13 protein-coding genes are annotated in these 19,910 nt (G+C 50.5%); 5 read left to right on the top strand and 8 right to left on the bottom strand.

Annotation, left to right across the window (positions count from 1 at the left end; translation table 11 throughout):
- Window positions 1-614 precede the first annotated feature (614 nt).
- The 5 genes from guaB to mutL all read left to right on the top strand — a co-directional run bounded on the left by guaB (window position 615) and on the right by mutL (window position 9,502).
- Window positions 615-2,093 (top strand): IMP dehydrogenase, encoded by a 1,479-nt coding sequence (gene guaB, locus ACDC99_RS08385; protein ID WP_022316683.1) that lies wholly within the window; start codon window positions 615-617, stop codon window positions 2,091-2,093.
- Between the two features lie 91 nt (window positions 2,094-2,184).
- Window positions 2,185-3,714 (top strand): peptidylprolyl isomerase, encoded by a 1,530-nt coding sequence (locus ACDC99_RS08380; RefSeq protein ID WP_287072009.1) that lies wholly within the window; start codon window positions 2,185-2,187, stop codon window positions 3,712-3,714.
- Window positions 3,715-4,247: 533 nt separating this feature from the next.
- A complete protein-coding gene (locus ACDC99_RS08375; protein ID WP_287072010.1) occupies window positions 4,248-5,726 on the top strand; it encodes a peptidylprolyl isomerase in 1,479 nt (492 codons plus the stop codon).
- 22 nt (window positions 5,727-5,748) lie between these two features.
- Window positions 5,749-7,449, top strand: a complete 1,701-nt coding sequence (locus tag ACDC99_RS08370; protein WP_288745498.1) for an OstA-like protein — start codon at window positions 5,749-5,751, stop codon at window positions 7,447-7,449.
- A 130-nt stretch (window positions 7,450-7,579) separates the two neighbouring features.
- Window positions 7,580-9,502 carry a DNA mismatch repair endonuclease MutL gene (mutL, locus tag ACDC99_RS08365; protein ID WP_370756556.1) on the top strand — a complete coding sequence of 641 codons (1,923 nt, stop codon included), beginning with the start codon at window positions 7,580-7,582 and terminating at the stop codon, window positions 9,500-9,502.
- A 52-nt stretch (window positions 9,503-9,554) separates the two neighbouring features.
- On the opposite strand, the gene ACDC99_RS08360 is transcribed toward mutL, so the two are convergent.
- From ACDC99_RS08360 to ACDC99_RS08325, 8 genes are all read right to left on the bottom strand, one after another.
- On the bottom strand, window positions 9,555-10,580 hold the full coding sequence (locus ACDC99_RS08360; protein ID WP_042517114.1) for an IS110 family RNA-guided transposase: 1,026 nt from the start codon (window positions 10,578-10,580) through the stop codon (window positions 9,555-9,557).
- 480 nt (window positions 10,581-11,060) lie between these two features.
- A complete protein-coding gene (locus ACDC99_RS08355) occupies window positions 11,061-11,273 on the bottom strand; it encodes a hypothetical protein (protein WP_022315644.1) in 213 nt (70 codons plus the stop codon).
- Window positions 11,274-11,345: 72 nt separating this feature from the next.
- Window positions 11,346-13,313 (bottom strand): heavy metal translocating P-type ATPase, encoded by a 1,968-nt coding sequence (locus ACDC99_RS08350; RefSeq protein WP_370756555.1) that lies wholly within the window; start codon window positions 13,311-13,313, stop codon window positions 11,346-11,348.
- A 315-nt stretch (window positions 13,314-13,628) separates the two neighbouring features.
- Window positions 13,629-14,354 (bottom strand): tetratricopeptide repeat protein, encoded by a 726-nt coding sequence (locus ACDC99_RS08345; RefSeq protein ID WP_370756554.1) that lies wholly within the window; start codon window positions 14,352-14,354, stop codon window positions 13,629-13,631.
- Between the two features lie 244 nt (window positions 14,355-14,598).
- Window positions 14,599-15,270: a BACON domain-containing protein gene (locus tag ACDC99_RS08340; protein WP_287072047.1), complete on the bottom strand. Its 672-nt coding sequence runs from the start codon at window positions 15,268-15,270 to the stop codon at window positions 14,599-14,601.
- Window positions 15,267-16,691 carry a serine/threonine protein kinase gene (locus ACDC99_RS08335; protein WP_052485442.1) on the bottom strand — a complete coding sequence of 475 codons (1,425 nt, stop codon included), beginning with the start codon at window positions 16,689-16,691 and terminating at the stop codon, window positions 15,267-15,269. The genes ACDC99_RS08340 and ACDC99_RS08335 overlap by 4 nt, the downstream gene beginning before the upstream one ends.
- 86 nt (window positions 16,692-16,777) lie before the next feature.
- Window positions 16,778-18,325 (bottom strand): PP2C family protein-serine/threonine phosphatase, encoded by a 1,548-nt coding sequence (locus ACDC99_RS08330; RefSeq protein ID WP_370756553.1) that lies wholly within the window; start codon window positions 18,323-18,325, stop codon window positions 16,778-16,780.
- A gap of 243 nt (window positions 18,326-18,568) precedes the next feature.
- Complete coding sequence (locus tag ACDC99_RS08325; protein WP_370756552.1) at window positions 18,569-19,864, bottom strand: hypothetical protein; 1,296 nt, start codon at window positions 19,862-19,864, stop codon at window positions 18,569-18,571.
- Window positions 19,865-19,910: the final 46 nt, after the last annotated feature.

The following is a 19,910-nucleotide window of genomic DNA, read 5'->3' as shown; positions in this document are numbered from 1 at the left end:
CCTACCCTGTAGGATAAACAGACGGTCAGTCCCAAATATTCACAGATGGTCAGTTCCGGACATTCACAGATGGTCAGTTCCGGACATACAGTCCCTCCCCTACGGGGGAGGTTAGGTGGGGGCTAAAGTCAGCAGTAACAGCAGTATGAAGATTATGATTTGAACATCAGCCCCCTCTCTTTCTCCCCCGTAGGGGAGATGCTGGTTGCCAAAACGTATATATAGAAGCAGGCGAGGAGACAAATGGATGTGGAGATTGCGTTCTTCCCAGACGGCTTGTCTGCTCGTCTGTTTATAATAAACATCAGATTCTACGAGTCCGAATTAAATCCAAATCTGTCATTAGACCGTTCAAAGGTAGTATTTTATAACTGCTTGCTATCTTTTGCTTTTTATTATAAGGTATCTTTTGTCTGTTTTTAATTCGCAATAGCTCGCTATTACTCATTAAAAGCCAAACAAAATCCACTCTCCTAAAAGAGCAAAATCCAGGCAAGCCCTGACGACCTATTTGGGTTAAATATTTTTAACGCTATCAGAAAACTGGCAAAAGAGTTTATCGTATCGAAAAAAAACAGTAAATTTGCACGCAATAAATTTTTTAAATACAAATTATGTCATCATTTGTTGCAGATAGAATTGTAATGGACGGTCTCACCTTCGACGACGTCCTCCTAATCCCAGCTTATTCAGAAGTACTGCCACGCACAGTAGAGTTGAAAACCAAGTTCTCGCGTAACATCGATTTGAACATACCATTCGTTACGGCTGCCATGGACACCGTAACAGAGTCGGCAATGGCCATCGCCATCGCACGAGAGGGTGGTATCGGCGTGATCCACAAGAACATGAGCATTGAGGAACAGGCAAGACAGGTAGCAATCGTGAAGCGTGCCGAAAACGGTATGATCTACGACCCTGTGACCATCCGCCGTGGATCCACAGTCGGTGAGGCCCTCGATATGATGGCAGAATATCATATCGGTGGTATTCCGGTAGTCGATGATGACAACCATCTCGTAGGTATCGTCACAAACCGCGACCTCCGCTTCGAACTCAACCACGACCGCAAGGTTGACGAGGTGATGACATCGGAGAACCTCGTAACCACACATATCAAAACCGACCTTGCCGCTGCAGCAAACATCCTGCAGGAGAACAAGATTGAGAAGCTCCCAGTTGTGGACAGTGAAAACCACCTCGTGGGACTCATCACATACAAGGACATCACCAAGGCAAAGGACAAGCCAATGGCTTGCAAAGACGATAAGGGCCGTCTGCGCGTTGCAGCCGGCGTGGGCGTTACGGCAGACACACTCGACCGCATGCAGGCTCTCGTGAATGCCGGTGCTGACGCCATCGTCATCGATACCGCTCACGGACATTCTAAATATGTTATTGAGAAGCTCGTTGAGGCAAAGAAATCATTCCCTAATGTTGACATCGTGGTAGGCAACGTGGCTACAGGAGCCGCTGCCAAGATGCTTGTTGACAATGGTGCTGATGCCGTGAAGGTAGGTATCGGTCCTGGCTCGATCTGCACCACACGTGTCGTGGCTGGTGTCGGTATGCCTCAGCTGAGTGCCGTTTATGATGTGGCTTCAGCTCTTGAGGGAACAGGAGTGCCATTGATTGCCGACGGTGGTCTGCGCTACTCGGGCGATGTGGTGAAGGCACTTGCTGCCGGTGGATACTCAGTGATGATAGGTTCGCTCGTAGCCGGAACAGAGGAAAGCCCTGGCGACACAATCATCTTCAACGGACGTAAGTTCAAGAGCTACCGCGGAATGGGTAGTCTCGAGGCTATGGAGAACGGTTCGAAGGACCGCTACTTCCAGGCTGGCACCAAGGATGTGAAGAAACTCGTGCCGGAGGGAATCGCCGGTCGTGTGCCATACAAGGGAACACTGCAGGAGGTTATCTATCAGCTCGTTGGTGGTCTGCGCTCAGGTATGGGCTATTGCGGAGCCAACACTATCAGCGATCTCCATTCTGCCAAGTTCGTGCGTATCACAAACGCCGGAGTGCTTGAGAGTCATCCACACGACATCTCTATCACAAGCGAGGCTCCAAACTATTCACGTCCAGAATAAACATTATTATTAACTACACGACATGGCGTGAGGTCTTACCGTTTACAGTAGACCTCATGCCATAATATCTTAAAGACAATACAGAAAACAGATGAAATTCAAATCATTGTTCTGTGCCATGCTGCTTGTGAGCGGAGTGGCACACGCACAGCAAAACGACCCGACGATAATGACTATCAACGGGCAGCCGGTATCACGCTCTGAGTTTGAGTATTCATACAACAAGAACAACTCTGAGGGCGTCATCGACAAGAAAAGCGTCGCTGACTATGTGGATTTGTTTATCAACTATAAGCTGAAGGTCGCTGCGGCATACGACGCCAAGGTGGACACGCTGCGGTCTTTCAAGAAGGAGTTCCGCTCCTACCGCGACCAGCAGGTGTTGCCGTCGTTCGCCAGCGACGAGGCCGTTGAGGCTGAGGCAAAGAAGATGTATCAGGACACCAAAGACCGCATCGGTGACAAGGGACTCATTCGTCCTATGCACATCCTGCTCTATCTCCCTCAAGACGCCAAAGACCAGCAGAAGACTGAGGCTGCACAGCGTGCAGACTCCATCTATAATGTGCTCCTCTCCAAGATGCCTAAGCCTCTCGCACCGGTTGTGAAGACCGTGAAGAAGGGCAAGAAGACCATCAAGGTCACCGAGCCGGCCGTACCGGTAGGCATGGAGGAATTCGAGAAGGTGTTCGCTGATTTCGCAAGGAGATATTCTCAGGACCCGGGTTCTGCCCGCAAGGGCGGAGAACTGAACTGGCTCTCTCCTGGTCAGACACTGCCAGAGTTTGACAACGCTGCATACGGACTGAAGGTCGGCGAGATGTCGAAGCCGGTGCTCACCTCCGTGGGCTATCATATCATATATATGAAAGACCGCAAGCAGCTCGAGCCATACGACAGTCTGAGAACCAACATCATGAAGTTCCTTGAGTCGAGAAACGTCCGCATGAAGGTAGCCACCGACAGCGTGACCAACATTGTGAAGAATTCAAAGGGCGCACTGACCAGAGAGAAGGTGCTCGCCCAGCGCACAGAGGAGCTGACAGCCAAGGACAATGACCTGAAGAACCTCATCCGTGAGTATCACGACGGACTGATGCTCTTTGAGATCAGCAACCGTAACGTATGGGACAAGGCAGCCAAAGACGAGGCAGGTCTTGCCGCTTACTTCAAGAAGCACAAGAAGAACTACGCATGGTCGGAGCCTCGCTTCAAGGGTATGGCATTCCACGTGAAGAACGTAGAAGACCAGAAGGCAGTGAAGGATTGTGTGAAGGGTCTTGCCTTCAGCAAGTGGGCAGACAAGCTGCGCACCACATTCAACAACGACTCCGTTATCCGCATCCGTGTGGAGAAGGGAATCTTCAAGAAGGGCGACAATGCCTTCGTAGACAAGATGGTATTCAAGAAAGACACCACCGTGCAGTCGCTCAAGGATTATCCTATCGATGACGTGTTCGGCAAGATTCTGAAGAAGGGTCCGGAGGAGTATGAGGACGTGAAGGGCCTTGTCATCGCCGACTACCAGAACCTGCTCGAAGAGCGCTGGATAGCAGAGCTCCGCAAGAAGTATCCTGTAGTGGTAAACAAGGAGGTGCTTGAAACCGTAAACAAGCATTGATGCAGAAAATTTAACACCTGCTTCTGATGACGACGAGTCTTGAAACAGGATGCACCGAAAACGGTATGGTTGCCGATAGGGGATAAACAGCAATAACGCCGTGGCATGATTTCACATAGAAGTCGCCACGGCGTTTTTCTGTTGCAGGATGTTCGTAGATTCGCTTTCCAATCCATCCCACACCCATATCCTGCCTTCAATCATATCGCAGACGTCGAGATTATTTCATAACATGGAATAAAAAAGATTAAAAGCGGAGTGATAGATGAAATATTATATGTACCTTTGCCCAATAGTATATTTTTAACCCAAATCGGTCATTAGGGCTTACTTGTATTTTGGCTCTTTAGAAGAGTGGATTTCGTTTGACTCTTGATTCGCAATGGCGAGTTGTTGTGGATTGAAAACAGATAAAGGACACTTGATAAAGACAAAAGACAGAAAGCGGTAATATAATTCTGCATTAAACGCTCTGATTGCCGTATGGGATTTAACACAAGAGTATTAGTTTTTATATTAACGACAGAAAGTAAATGAGATACGGATTAAAGAAGAAATTCCTCGCCCTTGCACTCACAGGAGTGCTGCTCGTGGCAAACGGTGCGGCAAGCCGCTATCTGGCAACCCCTGCCAACGACGATGTGACAGCCGCCGACTCGGCAAATGCCGGCAAAGCCGGTGCTGACAAGAAACACAGCGACGACAGACCCGCCAACGAACGGAGCATCATAGACCAAGTGGTGTGGGTGGTAGGCGACGAGGCAATCCTCAAGTCTGACGTCGAGGCCATGCGTCTGCAGGGCGAGATGGAAGGAATGAAGTGGAACGGCGATCCCGACTGCGTCATACCGGAACAGCTCGCAGTGCAGAAACTCTTTCTGCATCAGGCAGCCCTCGACAGTATCGAGGTGTCAGAGGCAGAGGTGACGAAAAGCGTAGACCAGCAGATAAACTACTGGATAAGCAATGCCGGCAGCCGCGAGAAACTCGAGGAGTGGAAGAAGATGACCGTGAAGCAGATGAAAGAGAGCCTGCACGACGACTTCAAGAACCACCAGCTCATTGAGCGCATGCGAAGCAAACTCGTTGAGGACATCCAGGCATCGCCTGCCGACGTGCGCCGCTATTTCGAGAATATGCCAGAAGACAGTCTGCCGCTGATTCCTACCGAGGTGGAAGTGGAGATTATCACCCAGGCACCTAAGGTTTCGCCAGACGAGATAAACAAGATAAAGAACGACCTGCGTGACTATACCGACCGTGTGACCCGTGGCGAGACATCCTTCGCCGCCCTCGCCAGACTCTATTCTGAGGACCCCGGAACGGCTCGTCAGGGAGGAGAATTCGATGACTATGTAGGCCGCGGAATGCTCGACCCGGCGTTTGCCACAGTGGCGTTCAACCTCACCGATCCTAAGAAGATATCAAAGATCGTGGAGTCGGAGTTCGGATACCATATCATCCAGCTCATCGACAAGAGAGGCGACAAAATCAAGGTACGCCACATCCTGCGCATCCCGAAGGTGAGCCAGGAGGCAATCACCCATGCCGAGAACCGTCTCGACTCCATCGCAAACGACATCCGTGCCAACAAGTTCACTTTCGAAGCAGCAGCCTCATATCTCTCTGACGACAAAGACACGAAGAACAACAACGGACTGATGGCAAACCAGTCGGAAGACGGTTACACCAGCAAGTTCCGCATGCGCGACCTGCCGAGAGAGGTGGCGGCAGTGGTAGACACCATGAAGGTGGGACAGATTTCCAAGTCATTCCAGATGGTCAACTCCAAGGGAAAGACAGTCTGCGTCATAGCCAAGCTCGTGAATCGTGTTGACGCTCACCGTGCTACCATTACCGAAGACTTCCAGGCTATGAGAGACATCGTGATGGCACGCCGCAAGGCAGACTACCTGAAGGAGTGGATACAGAAGAAGATCAAGACCACATACATCCACATCGACGAAGCATACCGCAACTGCAATTTCGAATATAAAGGTTGGGTGAAATAACGAAGCATCATCAAGATATTAGATGAATACAATAAACAAGATATCAAGATATCTGAGCGGGCATAGAATACAGTTGGCTGTTGTTCTATGCCTGTTTGGACTTTGCGTGGCACAGTCGCGAAAGGTAGCCAAAGGCCGCCATCGCCCCAAGACCGACGAGCGTGTGTATCTGAAACATGCCGACATGCTGCGCTTCAACCAATATGGCGAACATGCCGGGGCACAGATCCTCAACGGCAATGTGGCGTTTCTTCACAAAGGAGCGTTGCTCACCTGCGACAGTGCCTATTTCTATCAGGAGTCAAATTCCTTCAAAGCCTTCGGACATGTGAAGATGCGACAGGGCGACACCCTCTCGCTCACCAGCGACTATGCCTTCTACGACGGCGACAACCAGATGGCAGAGGCTCGACACAACGTGTTGCTACGCCATCGCGGAACGAAACTGTATACCGACAGTCTCAACTACGACCGTCTCTACAATATCGGATATTTCTTCGAGGGAGGAAAGATGGTGGACAGAAACAACGTGCTCGTGAGCGACTGGGGAGAATACGACACCGAGACACGCAAGGCGGTGTTCAACTACAACGTGAACCTGCGCAACCCGAAGTTCACCCTCACCACCGACACCCTGCACTACGACACCCGCACATCGCTCGCCAATATCGTGGGACCATCAGTGATACGCAGCAAGGAGAGCGTGATACACACTTCAGAAGGATATTACAACACCAACACCGGGAGGGCACGGCTCTACGGCAGGTCTACCATGTCGAACAAAGGCAAGGAGATAACCGGCGACAGCCTCTTCTACGACGAGAAGCGAGGCATAAGCCAGGGCTATCGCAACGTGATATACAAAGACACGCAGAAGAAAAACGAACTCCACTGCAACTATCTGTGGTATAACGAGAAAAACGGTTTCGCCTTCGCTACGGAGAATCCCGTGATGATGGAATATTCGCAGAAGGACACACTCTTCGTGCATTCCGACACCATAAAGGTGATAACATATCATCTGAACACCGACTCCGTGTATCGCACGGCGCATTGCTACAACAAGGTGAGAGCCTTCCGCAATGATGTGCAGGCGGTGTGCGACTCCCTCGTCTACAACACCAAAGACTCCTGCATGACGATGTATCGCGACCCTATAGCATGGAGCGGCGACAGACAGTTGCTCGGCGAGGAGATACAGGTGTTCATGAAAGACTCCACCATCGACCGTGCGCATATAATCAACCAGGCACTCACTGCCGAGCTGATGCCAGACAAGGATCACTACCAGCAGCTGTCGTCGAAGGAGATGTTCGCTTATTTCACCAAGGGACAGATAACGCAGACCGAGGCGATAGGCAATGTCAGGTCGATATACTATCCCGTTGACGACAAAGACTCAACGCTCATGGGACTGGTGTATATCGAGACCGACACGATGAAGATGTTTATGCGCGACAGACAGTTGCAGAAGATATGGACATCGAAAACCGACGGCACGTGGTATCCCATGACGCAGATTCCGCCGGAGCGATACAAGCTCGACGGATTCACATGGTTCGACTATATCCGTCCGATAAACAAAGACGACATCTATGAATGGCGCGGAAAGAAAGACGGTACGCAGCTGAAGAACATCACCCGCCATGCCGCTCCGCTGCAGCATATCGAGGGTGGCGAACTGAAAAGCGTGGCGGCTACGGAGAACAAGCCGGAGAACTGATGTTGCCGGTGACTGTTCCCGGCAGACTGTCCGTGGAAGGGGCGATGTACAGCAGCAAAGTCTCCCGCCGGATTTAATTCAAGCAGCACCCAGACTGGGGCTGATACAGATAAAAGATTACAGATAATATATGAGCGATATAATACAACTGCTGCCCGATTCCGTGGCCAACCAGATAGCAGCCGGTGAGGTGATACAGCGCCCCGCGTCTGTCATCAAGGAACTGGTGGAGAACGCCGTTGACGCCGGAGCCAGCCGCATCGACGTGCTTGTGGTGGATGCGGGAAAGACATCCATCCAGGTGATCGACGACGGAAAGGGAATGTCTGACACCGATGCGCGTCTCGCCTTTGAGCGCCATGCCACATCGAAGATAAGACAGGCCGACGACCTCTTCTCTCTACACACCATGGGATTCCGTGGCGAGGCGCTGGCGTCAATAGCTGCCGTGGCACAGGTGGAACTGAAGACCCGTCAGAAGGGCGACGAGGTGGGCACGCTGCTGTCCATCTCAGGATGCAAGGTGCTTAACCAGGAACCTATCGCCTGTCAGGAGGGAAGCAATTTCCTAATACAGAACCTCTTCTTCAACGTGCCGGCAAGGCGGAAGTTCCTCAAGTCGAATACCACGGAACTGAACAATATCATGGCTGCCTTCGAGCGCATCGTGCTCGTATACCCGCATATCCACTTCACGTTTACGAGTAACGGTACCGAGGTGCTGAACCTGCGTCCGCATGGCGACAGTTTCCGTCAGCGCATCATCGAAGTCTTCGGCAAGCGTCTAAACCAAAGCCTGCTGCCTGTAGGCGTTGACACCACGGTGTGCCGTATCCATGGTTTTGTGGGAAAACCGGAGTCGTCGAAAAAGAAGAATGCCCATCAGTATTTCTTCGTCAACGGCAGGTATATGAAGCATCCCTATTTCAACAAGGCGGTGCTGACACCTTTCGAGAGACTCATTCCGCAAGGAGAGCAGGTGCCGTATTTCATATATTTCGATGTGCCGGCAGAAGATATCGACGTGAATATACACCCCACTAAGACAGAGATAAAATTCGAGAACGAGCAGACGATATGGCAGATATTGATGGCTGCCGTGAAGGACTCGCTGGGACGCTTCAACGATGTGCCGTCGATAGATTTCGACACCGAGGGGAAACCCGACATTCCGATGTTTCATCAGACAGGGGAAATGCAGGATTTCCAGATGCCGAAGGTGGACTATAATCCTTCGTATAATCCATTCAGCAGCAACTTCCGTCAGCCGGCAATACCCGAGAACTGGGAGCAGCTCTATGAGGGAGCCGGTGATATCCAAGATGATTCTCTGCCGGGAGGTGAGACCGTTTCTTTCGGTGGAACGGATGCCGGCGAGACTCAGCCGCTGTTTCATGATTTTGAATTCCAGAATGGCGGTAGCGAACTGCAAGAGGGTGGGGAAGGGCAACCGGTTTCTTCTGCCCTCAATGCCAAAATGCCGATAGAAGAGAAGTCGCCGTCGCACTATCAGTATAAGGGCCGTTATATCATGACGGCAGTGAAGTCGGGACTGATGATAATCGATCAGCACAGGGCACATATCCGAGTGCTCTATGATGGATATATGCAGCAGATAACCGACAAGGCAGGGCATTCGCAGAAGCTCCTCTTTCCGGAGATGGTGCAGTTCGGTCCGTCAGACAACGTAGTGTTCCAGAGCATACAGGAAGATATGACGCTGCTGGGCTTCGACTTCAGCGATCTTGGTGGCGGCAGCTATGCCATCGGCGGTATGCCGGCAGGACTCGAAGGCTTGAACCCTCCGGCTCTCGTCAGCGACATCGTGGCTCTTGCGGTAGAAGATACCGTGTCGGCAGCCGAAGAGATAAAGCATGCCGTAGCCCTCGGATTGGCACGCAATGCGGCGATACCATACGGACAGGTGCTCGACTCTAAGGAGATGGAGAACCTTGTGAACGAACTCTTCGCATCCACCAACGTGAACTATGCCCCCGACGGCAAGACCATTATCGCCATCCTCTCGCAGGGAGAAATCGACCATCTGTTTTAACCCAAATCGCTTTCTATGTTAATATCCAAATGTTTTGACCATTATTTTCAATTTATGCTGAGATTTTATATTCAGGGGTGAATGTTTGGCGATTTCTGACCATGGCTGTGACCAAATGTACAAGTTTGTTCTTGACATTGTTCAGTGCAACCTGCTTCTTCTTTCCTCGTTCTACGAGGCGCATGTAGTACCTCGCCATAATGGGATTGAAGTTGACGGCAGCTAGTGCCGCTTGCGTCAGCATGGCCTTTATCTGGCGGTTAGCCATATAATGTACATGCGGATCGGAATGCACACTGGTTCCCGAATCTTTGCCAAATGGAGCTAGGCCGTAATAGCAGGCAATCTTGCGTGAGTCGTAGTTGAAACGCCGGAAGTTGTCGGTGTACACCATCAGGCACACAGCGTTCTGCGTTCCTATGCCAGGCACCGAGGTCACGATGGTGAACACCTCGGTGAGTTCCTCGTCCGACTTGATGAGATCGGCAATGCGCTTATCTATCTTCTCTATCTCCTTATTGAGTTCAGAGACGATGTGCCGTCCGCTCTGCGAAATCATTGTCTTGACTGGCGACTTCTCCATAGTGAGTCGCTTTTCGCCTCTACGCACCTGGAAACTGCATCTGTGTCTTACGATCATCTGACGGTATAGGAACAGCTCACGCAGTTGTGTAAGCGACTCGCTAAGAGGCTCGTACATAACGGCTTTATCGTAATTCCTCATGGCGTATTCTGCAATCATCGAGGCGTCAGCACGGTCAGACTTCAATCGTCTAAGACCAGATGCGTCTTTGATGCTCTTTGCGTTCTCAAGCCACATGTCGTAGCCTTTACCGTAGAGGAAGTTGCACAGTCCCTTGCTGTAGTCGCCCGTGTTCTCGCCACAGAAGAGCCACAAGGACGAGTCGATACCGCAGGAATTCTGCTCAACCCACTTGACCAACTGCCTATAGCCAGACACGGTTGTCTTGAACTCGTTGAACACTCTAGCAGCGGTTTCTGCCAGTCCGTCTGCAAAAAGGATAGCCACATCAACTTTTTCTTTCGAAAAATCAACTCCGATAAATAAATTCTTCATAACTTTGTACGAGTTATATTGTGTAGAATTGGTCAATAGTTGTATGGACTAACACTCTAACAAGGCTCAGAGCCGATAACTTTCTATCTGGTCTTTGCAACTATGTCGATGAGGACCTAAACGATTTATAGCTTTACGGCTGGGTCATTAGCTGGTTTACCTCTTCGACAGACCGATTCTACCTTTTTACAACAAAGGTACGAAACTGTCTTTAGCAATCATAGTTTTACCTTGATTATTTTGGAGTTTATGCGACTTCGTCGCAATCTTCTGCAAACTTAGAGTTCATTAGGCTGATTTTGATTTAAATCCAAATCAGTTTGTATGAACTGGTTCCCAATATTGCCGGTTTATGATGATGGTTTTGTTGTATTATAAGTCATACAACCTTCAATTGACCATATAAACAAATTGCCCAAGATGAACATTTGAGTTGTCATCTTGGGCAATTTGTTTATTATGGGGTTGTCTGATTTTACATCAAGTCACAGTTCCCGGCTTGCGTGCCACCGCCTTCACCTCTTGCAAGGTCTGGTCCTTGAAGATGGAATCCTGATAGGAGGAATCAGCTGGGGCGTTTCCTTCAGAATCATTATATGATAACAGAGACGCAACCTCTGTCTTATTGTTTTTTGCATAAGTCTCAGCACCAATAACCAACAAGGCACTGAGCAATATATATCTTGAATACATAAATATATCTCCTTTTATCCGAGACTTAAATCTTGGTTTCGGATGTTTGTTACTTTTTTTACCCTATTACCTTTAAGCGAAGCGCAATCGCAAAGAGTTGAGAACGACACTCACGCTTGAACATGCCATCAGGGCACTTGCCCACATCGGTGTAATCTGGAAGTCGATGCCGAAGAGATGCAGGACACCTGCCGCCAGAGGGATGCAGATGAGATTGTAGATGAATGCCCAAAAGAGGTTCTGCCAAATCATGCCCACCGTCTTCCTGCTTAGTTTCACGGCATCAGGTATCGCCATCAGATCATCGTCCATCAGTGTAACCTGTGCCACATCCATCGCCACATCCGTTCCCTTGCCTATCGCCATACTGACATCAGCAAGAGCCAATGCCTGGGTGTCGTTGATGCCGTCGCCTATCATCATCACATGCTTGCCCTCCGCTTGGAGTTTCTTGACCATGGCTTGCTTGTCGTCAGACTTCACCTTGCTCTGATAATGCTTGATGCCAGCCTTGTTTGCCCAATAGCGAGCCGCCTCTTCCCGGTCACCACTCATCATATACACCTCGATGCCTTCCTCTTCCAACAGTTTCATTGCCTCGGAAGCATGAGGCTTGAGGGTTTCGCGAGACTCAAGGTCATCCAATCCGTCCCCTTTCGTGAAGTCTACATTCTGGTTAGGAATGGTGAGCGTGCCCGTCTTGTCGATGACGAGGGCATCCACCTTACGGATATTTTCGAGGGCGGCGGCATCCTTGATGAGAATTTGCTTCTGTGCCGCCTTTCCTATTCCCACCATCAAGGCAGTAGGCGTTGCCAAGCCCATGGCACAAGGACAGGCGATTACCAATACCGCCACGCCACTCATGATAGCCTGAGGCAGACAGGCATTGCCACCGATTATCCACCATGCCAAGAAAGTAATCAAGGCGATGCCTGCCACCACCGGCACAAACACCAATGCCGCCTTATCCACGATGCGCTGTACGGGAGCCTTGCTCCCCTGTGCCTCCTGCACCATCCTGATGATATGTGCCAGGGTGGTGTTCTCACCTATCTGTCTGGCTCTCATGCGGAGCTTGCCTTGGTTCGGAATCGTTCCGGACAATACCTCATCGCCCACCCGCTTTGCCACAGGGGTAGGTTCGCCTGTAATCATGGCCTCGTCCACGTATGCCGCATCAGCTGTCATAAAGCTCTCGGCTTGGGTTACCACGCCATCCACAGGAATCTTTTCCCCTGCACGCACTTCGATGACATCACCACGTTGGATAGTGGAGATTGGCACCTCCTCCAACTGCCCGTCGGCGACCAGTCGGGCGGTCTTCGGTTGCAAGCCCATCAACTGTTTGATGCTTGCCGCCGTGCCATCCTTCGCCTTCTCTTCCAGGCATCTTCCTGTCAGAACGAAGGTGATGATCATCACCGAGGCATCGAAGTAGACATGCCATTCGATGCCCCTTGCGCCCCATACCATTTCTCCGAAGAAGGTGTTGAAGGCACTGAAGAGAAAGGCGATGAGAGTACTCAGAGCCACGAGAGAATCCATGTTGGCGGTTCGATGCTTGAGTTGCTTCCACGCCGAGACATAGAACATCCGACCGCAATACAACATGTTCAAGAGGGCGAGAATCAAGGAAATCTGGTTGTTGAAAGCCGAGGCGTGGCTATCCCTCATCATGCCATTGCCCATAGAGACGGTGTTCTCCATACCGGTCGAAACCCAGCCCATGGAGAACGCCATCACGAGAATGGCGAAGAACCAGGACAGAAGGGTCTTGCGCTTCAAGAGAGTAAATTCACGGCGATTGATTTCCTCAGCACTGCGGTCTGCCTCGATGACGAGGTCGTAGCCAGCATTGGAAATCTCACGCTTCATATCTTCGAGGGTAATCTTCTCCGGGTCATAATCGACAAGGGCGGTGCGTCCTGCCAAGGAAACGGTGGCGGAATTTACGCCCTCAAGGGAGTTGAGCTTGCGCTCCACATTGGCAGCACACACTGAGCATGCCATGCCAATCACTGGTATTGTTTTCTTCATTGTCTTTTTTCTTATTTACCTGTTATAAATATATGTATGCGACCCTAAGTCATTATTGATAGGGTAGGCATACGACAATCTTGGTTGCAAAAGTCAAAATAATCTTTTGCAACCTATTTGCAAAATATGGAAAAATCAAATATTCAGAAAGAAATGCTTGATTTTGCACACCTTTCTTTGCCTTTTTGAAAGTTGCAAAATTAAGCATTTCCATAAGAATAAGAACCTGATAGTCCCATAAATTAATGACCTTTAACGGCTTTTGCATAAAATCATACAAATACCGCCTTTAACCATCCTGTTATTCGAATATCGTCAGTTGTCCTGTTTCTTGCCTCCCGGCATGATGATGGTGAAACCATTATCCTGACAGATGCCGGATGCAATGGTGTCGCCTTGAGCTTCGGCTTTCTTCAGCCATTCCTTAGCCTGCGCCTTGTCTTCTTTCACGCCATCACCGTTGAGATAGCAGATGCCGAGACTGCGTTGTGCCTGGGCAAGACCTTTTTCTGCTGCCGTGCGTATCATGCTGACGCCTTTCTCCTTGTCTTGTGCCACTCCTTCACCATTCAGATAACATCCGCCGAGCTCGTAGGTAGCCTGTATGTCGCCCTGATTTGCTGCCTGCTCATACCAGTGGGTAGCCTCTTTCAGGTCTTTGCCCACTCCTATGCCTTCAACATAGCAGACGGCAAGCTGGTACTGGGAGTCAACGTTACCCTGGGTGGCAGACTTGCGGAACCAGCGTGCAGCCTCCTTGTAGTTCTGCTCCACTCCGATTCCCTTGAAATATAGAGAACCGAGTAAGAACTGAGACAGGGCGTCACCCTTGTCGGATGCCATTCTGAACCATTTCATGGCTTCGGCAGGGTCTTCGTCCACACCGTTGCCATTCATATAGCAGGTGCCCACATAGCATTGGGCTTCCACGTTGCCAGCCATAGCATCTGCCATTGCGTTTTTGAATGCCTTGGAGTTCTGTGCCGTTGCACCCATTGCCATGGCTGCGGACAGGAGTATTGTCAAGAATGTCTTTTTCATTGTCGTCTGGATTTTTGATAGGTTTTATTACTGGCGCAAAAATAATAAAAAAACGCGTAACGGCAAAATATAGCCCTGTATTGAATCCACAAACGTATAATACAAAACCGCCTGATGACCGATTTGGGATAGCGATAGGCATTGGTCGAAAAAATCCCCCTGGCGTGGGGAACAAAACCCCACATTAGGGGGATGTGTTCCCCACGGCAGGGGGGAAAATACAGGTGCTATATAAGTGTCTCTATTATTTGTCTTTCTTGCCGCCGAAAAGGCTCTTCCACACCTTTACGGCACCCTCTTTCACTTTGCGTGTGATGTCGGCCTTCTTCTGGTTGATGACAAGATCGACATCCACGTCGCCACATTTGATGGAAACCACACCGCTGCGCTTCTCTTTGCCTAAGTTGTCTTCCACTTCCACGTATATCTTGTCATTGCCAGCCTTGCTTGCCTTCACCCATTTGGGTTGGTCTTCGATATACCAGTCGTCGTAGTTGCAGGTCACGGTGACGGACTGTGCTCCGCCTTCCATCCTTGACTTGAAGTCAAGGTAGTCCTCAGAGAGACTTATCTCCACGTTCTTGTGCTTGTCAACCTGTGCAACCTCTTCAACGACAGTTTTTTGGGCATCATTCTTCGTTATAGGTTTCGGTTTTGGTTTCGGCTTGTTAATCCTTTTCAAGAGATAGTTGCATGCGCCAATCTGTGCGTCGCATTTGTCCTTTCCAGCCTCGGTGGCGTAAAGTCCTTTGGCTTTTCTGAAATTTGCTATAGCCTGTGTAAGCGAAGTCTTGGTGCGTTGTTTCTTCAGTGCCATTCCCTTGCTGTAAATTCCGTCAGCAGCAGTCTGCGCATGTGCTCCGATGGCAACGAAAAGCATTGCCAGACAGATGCATAGTCTGATTATCTTTTTCATTGTATCTTGTTTTGGTTTATGAAGTCATTCAATCTATTAACTCTCTCTCTGTATTTGCTCTCATATTCAGTGCCTTCCACCAACTTAATCTGTTTCGACAGTTCCTGGCAGGCGGATTTCAGTTCCTTTGCCACGTTGCCCATCTTGGTCTGCACTTCAGTAGCCTTTGCCTGCAGGTCGCTGTCGCTGCCTATCATGTCAGCCAGTTGCTTGTATGAAGTATATGCCTCCATGAGCTTCTTTTCGTAGTCGTCTTTAGACCGGTCCTGACCTTTCAGCGCCAGCATGTCGGCAGCCGTTATCTTGTCGTCGATATTCTTGGTCTTCTGCTCTGCTTTCTGCTTCTGCACCATGGCAACCTGCTGCTGCTCCACCTCCTGCTGCTTCTGGTTGGTGTGGATGGCGAATGCACCACCGATGATGAGCAATGCAGCCACGGCAGCGGCGATGATGACCATTGTCTTCTTTGAAGCTCCGCCGCCAGCCACTTCGCCGGATTCCAGGGCGACACGCATCTGGGCGCAGGTCTGGAAGCGCTGCGACTGGTTCTTCTGACATGCCGTCTCAATGATTTTCTTCAGTGTCTTGTCCTTTATCTTGCCCAGCGGCAGTTTCTCCTTCAGCTGCTTGTGCAGGATTTCGTGGCGCGCTCCCTCGAAAGGAGTGTGTCCCACGATACACTGATACAGAAGTATGCCGACGGCATAAATGTCAGTTGTCTGATTCTGGTGGCTGATGTCGCCGAGAGCCAGCTCAGGAGCGGCATATTCCGGTTTTCCCATGAATTTGCCGGCAACGGTGAGCTGCTTGTCGCTTGTCGTCAGCGTGTTCATCTGCTTGGCGATACCGAAGTCGATGAGCTTGATATGTCCGTCGGTAGTCACCATGATGTTCGAAGGGTCGATGTCGCGGTGTATATATCCGGCATCATGCAGCGCCATAAGTCCCGACAACACGTTCATGACCACTACTTTGGCAAAGCGCTCCGGGTCCTTCTTGTAGTCGGTGAGCAGTTTCACGGCGAACGGCACGTCCTGTCCGTTTCTGTCCTGTGTCTTGCCGTTCAGGATATCCGACAGCGACACACCGGTGAGCAGTTCGCTGACCACATGATAGTGTGTCACCACCTCGCCCACGTTGTTGCGGTCGCTAATCTCTATGAATCCGAGCATCTCCACGAGGTTGTCGTTGCGCAGCTGTATCTCAGCCTCACGCCTTGCTCTCTCGTAGGCATTTGCCGGCAGGTCGTCGAACATGAATTTGATGGCTACTGGGCGTGACACTCCCGTACGCTCGTCAACGCAGACTCCCTTGAATACTTTTCCCATTCCGCCTTCACCGATAGGCGGTTCTTCAGAATTAAACTGATAACAAATGTGGTTTCGCTTTTCAGCTTCACCTTGAAGTTTTATTATTGCCATAATCCTATGTTTTGTTTCTTTATTAATGTTCTGTTGATTATCTGTTCCTGTCGTCGGCAAGGCGTTGCGTTAACCTGCCGCCGCATTTATTTCGTGTTATTCTTTATCTTCTCCAATTTCTCCTTTATCTTTTTTATTATGCCCTGGGCTTTAGGGCTCGATCCGTATGACTTGCTGCCCTTCGACACTTCAGCCATCGCGGTCTTGTTCTTCTTGGCATAGGCGAGAACACCGTTAACCTCCGGTTCCCGTTGTTTGCCGCATAGAGCCTTTAAGTTCTGAATTGCCTTTATCACCTTGTCGGCATGAAGTCCCTTCTGCTCCTTGGTCTTTTTCTCATTGCCATTGTGATATCCCAACATGTTGTCGAGTGCCGTCAGGGCCTTGTTGACAGATGTCTTGAATTTGGCAGGGTCGCCATAGGCAACGGTCTTCTTTCCCTTTCCGGTATCCTTGTTATCCTTGCTGCCATTCTTGTCGGCAGCAGGATGCTTGCCGGAGTCGGCATTCTTGTCGGCGTTGGCTTTTCTTTCTGCATCTGCCTTCTTGTTGTCCGCTGTAGAGGCATTTCCCTTGTTGTCTCCGTCAGCGGCTTCGTCCTTCTTCTTTGTGGTGTCGTTGACATCCTTCAGGAGATTCTTGTCCGACAGGTTTTCCGTGATTTTGCCATCCGTCTGGGAAGGTGTAGCAGCCGGTCCGTTGCCGATGTGAAGAGCTTTTCCGGATTCCTGTGGCGTGTTGCCGATGCTTGCCGTGTCATTGCCGGCACTGCCGCTGTAGAGGCATATTCCGATGATGAAGGCCGCCAGGGCAGCAATGCCGCAGATTGCTGTCAGCATCATCTTATACCACTTGTCGTGGAGCTTGGAGTTGCAGTCCATCTCTATTATTGCGATGGTGTGGTTGTCGTGGTGTCCGCCCTTGGCGAATCCCAGTCTGTCCACTTCGCTCGATATGCTTCCCACCACATTTGCTGTCTGTCCCTTGGCGGCGAAGAATTTCAGCAGCTTCTTGTGCGGCATGCTTCCCCACACGCCATCAGTGCAGAGGATGAACCGGTCGCCCTTGCGATAGCCCGTCTCTTCGATATCAGGGTTGTGGTCGGTCTTGCTTCCGAGACTTTTGGATATCACGTTGGATTGGGGAGAGACGCGAGCCTCCTCTTCCGTCATCACCTTCTTTCTCACCAGCTCTCCCACGAGCGAATGGTCTTGCGTGCGGAAGAGCATCAGTCTGCCGTGCATCCTGTAGCAGCGGCTGTCGCCGGCGTGGCATACTATAGCAGATTCACTGTTGATGAGTATCGCCACCACTGTGGTTCCCATGCCGCGCAGCTCCTTGTTGGCTGCCATTGCGGCGTTGAGGGCATCGTTGGCTTTTGCCACGGCGATGCGCAGAGCCTGTTTGCGTGGCGTCAGCTGATTGCAGGAGTTCAGATGTCTGGCAATCTCCTGTTTGGCTATCGCTGAGGCGGTCTTGCCTCCCGGTCCGCCACCCATTCCGTCGCAGACCACGAAGAGGAAGCCAAGCGGCGTGTCTATGAATCCCAGGTCGTCTTGGTTTTCTTTTCGTCCGCCCTGCATGGAGTTGGCAGCTCCGTGTAGGCTGATTGTCTTGGAGAATATAGGGAACATCGGTTCTTTGTTTTTAGCTTTTTTCTTCGTTACTTTAGTTGTCGGAGCATTGCCCCAAAGTGGTCATCAGACCTTTTTACCTCAACGGGCATCAAACCGTTTAATGGAGAGTTCTTTTTAACCAGCATTAGCCGGATGCCGCCTTTCGGGCGACATACGGCTATAGGCACTGGTTACTGTTCGCTTCTCACTCAGTATCCATAACGGACAATAGAGTCATTTATTGCCGCCGGGATATGTCTGTTATTCAGTTTTGATAGGTATGGCTCGGTTTGAAGCGGAATAGTATATGGCGAAGACAGCATTTGCAGGAACGCTGAATGTCACTTTCTTCGTGCCGTTCATGCTTGTTTCTTCTTTCTTGGGCTGGAATGTGGAGCGTGCGAGGTCTTTGTAGGTGAAGCTGTATACATCAACCTTCTTGACGGTTTTCTTTGTCAGCGTCACCACCTGGAACATTTCGGCTTTCACGTCACCGTTGTATTCCACGTCGAATGTCGCCATGCCACTTTTAGACTTCAGTCTGATGACCTTTTCCGGTATCGAGTCGAGAACGAGGGCATCGTCCTTTTCCGTGACCTTCACGAATTCAGCCTTTTCTCTGTTGACCATCACTTCGCCCGGCTTCAGGAGGATGTCGAACAGAGGATTGTAAGCCGTGTTCTTCTCCTTGCCAATAGACTCGATGTAGCTGGTCATGATCTTCTCTTCCACACCATTCGAGTTGCGCATCTTGATGTAGTTGGCGCTTGCCGGTCCTCCGTTATACTGCTCCACGATGATTCCGCGTCTCGTGCGGTTGTTGGTCAGTGTCACCACATCGCGCAGCGGACTCTGTTCGGAGATGTCCTGGTTGGGGTTGACGGCAGAAATCTTCAGTGTCTTGATGTCGCCGAAGGGCATTGTCTCCACCGTACCGTCGCTTTTGAACACGCTTACCGTCTCGAATGATTCACCGGCATATTCACCTTCTACCGTTCTGCCCGACTTCAGCATGTAAGTGCGCTTGAGTCCCGAGAGAGCATTCTTTGCGCTGCGCACACCCTCTATGCGGTCTATCTCGTCCCATCTCAGAATATAGCTGTCGGGAGCGAGCTGCAGGAATCTTACCTTCATGCCACGTTCCAGGATGCGCACGTTGTTGAATGTCTTGCCATCCTCAGCCAGACGCTCCTCGAAGTCGAGTTCGTCCGGTTCGCTGGCTATCGAGTCGCTGACATCCACTCCGGTAGAGATGTTGCAGAGAGTGAAAGACTTGTCGTTGCCGTAGCCCATGAGCGCATCATTGTCTTTTGCCCATTTGCGCCATGCCTTGTCGAGCTGGCTTTCCTTTCGTGTCACTTCCTTCACCGTGATGTCAGAAGCGCTGATGCAGATGATTGCCTCGTCGGTGCTCACCTCCATGTATCCGTCCTTTTCCTGATGGGCAATGAAGCCGCTGAGCACCGAACCGTTCTTGAGGTATATCTTCTGTGTGATGGCGGCAGATGCGATTGTGCATATCGCCGTCATCATTATCGACATTATTATCTTCTTCATGTTTGTCATCTTTATAGTTTCCTCCTTGTTTACTCGTATTTTGTCT

Origin of the sequence: Prevotella pectinovora (assembly GCF_041323955.1) — a bacterium.
GTDB lineage: Bacteria > Bacteroidota > Bacteroidia > Bacteroidales > Bacteroidaceae > Prevotella > Prevotella pectinovora.
This window is presented reverse-complemented; position numbering and strand designations above follow the sequence as displayed.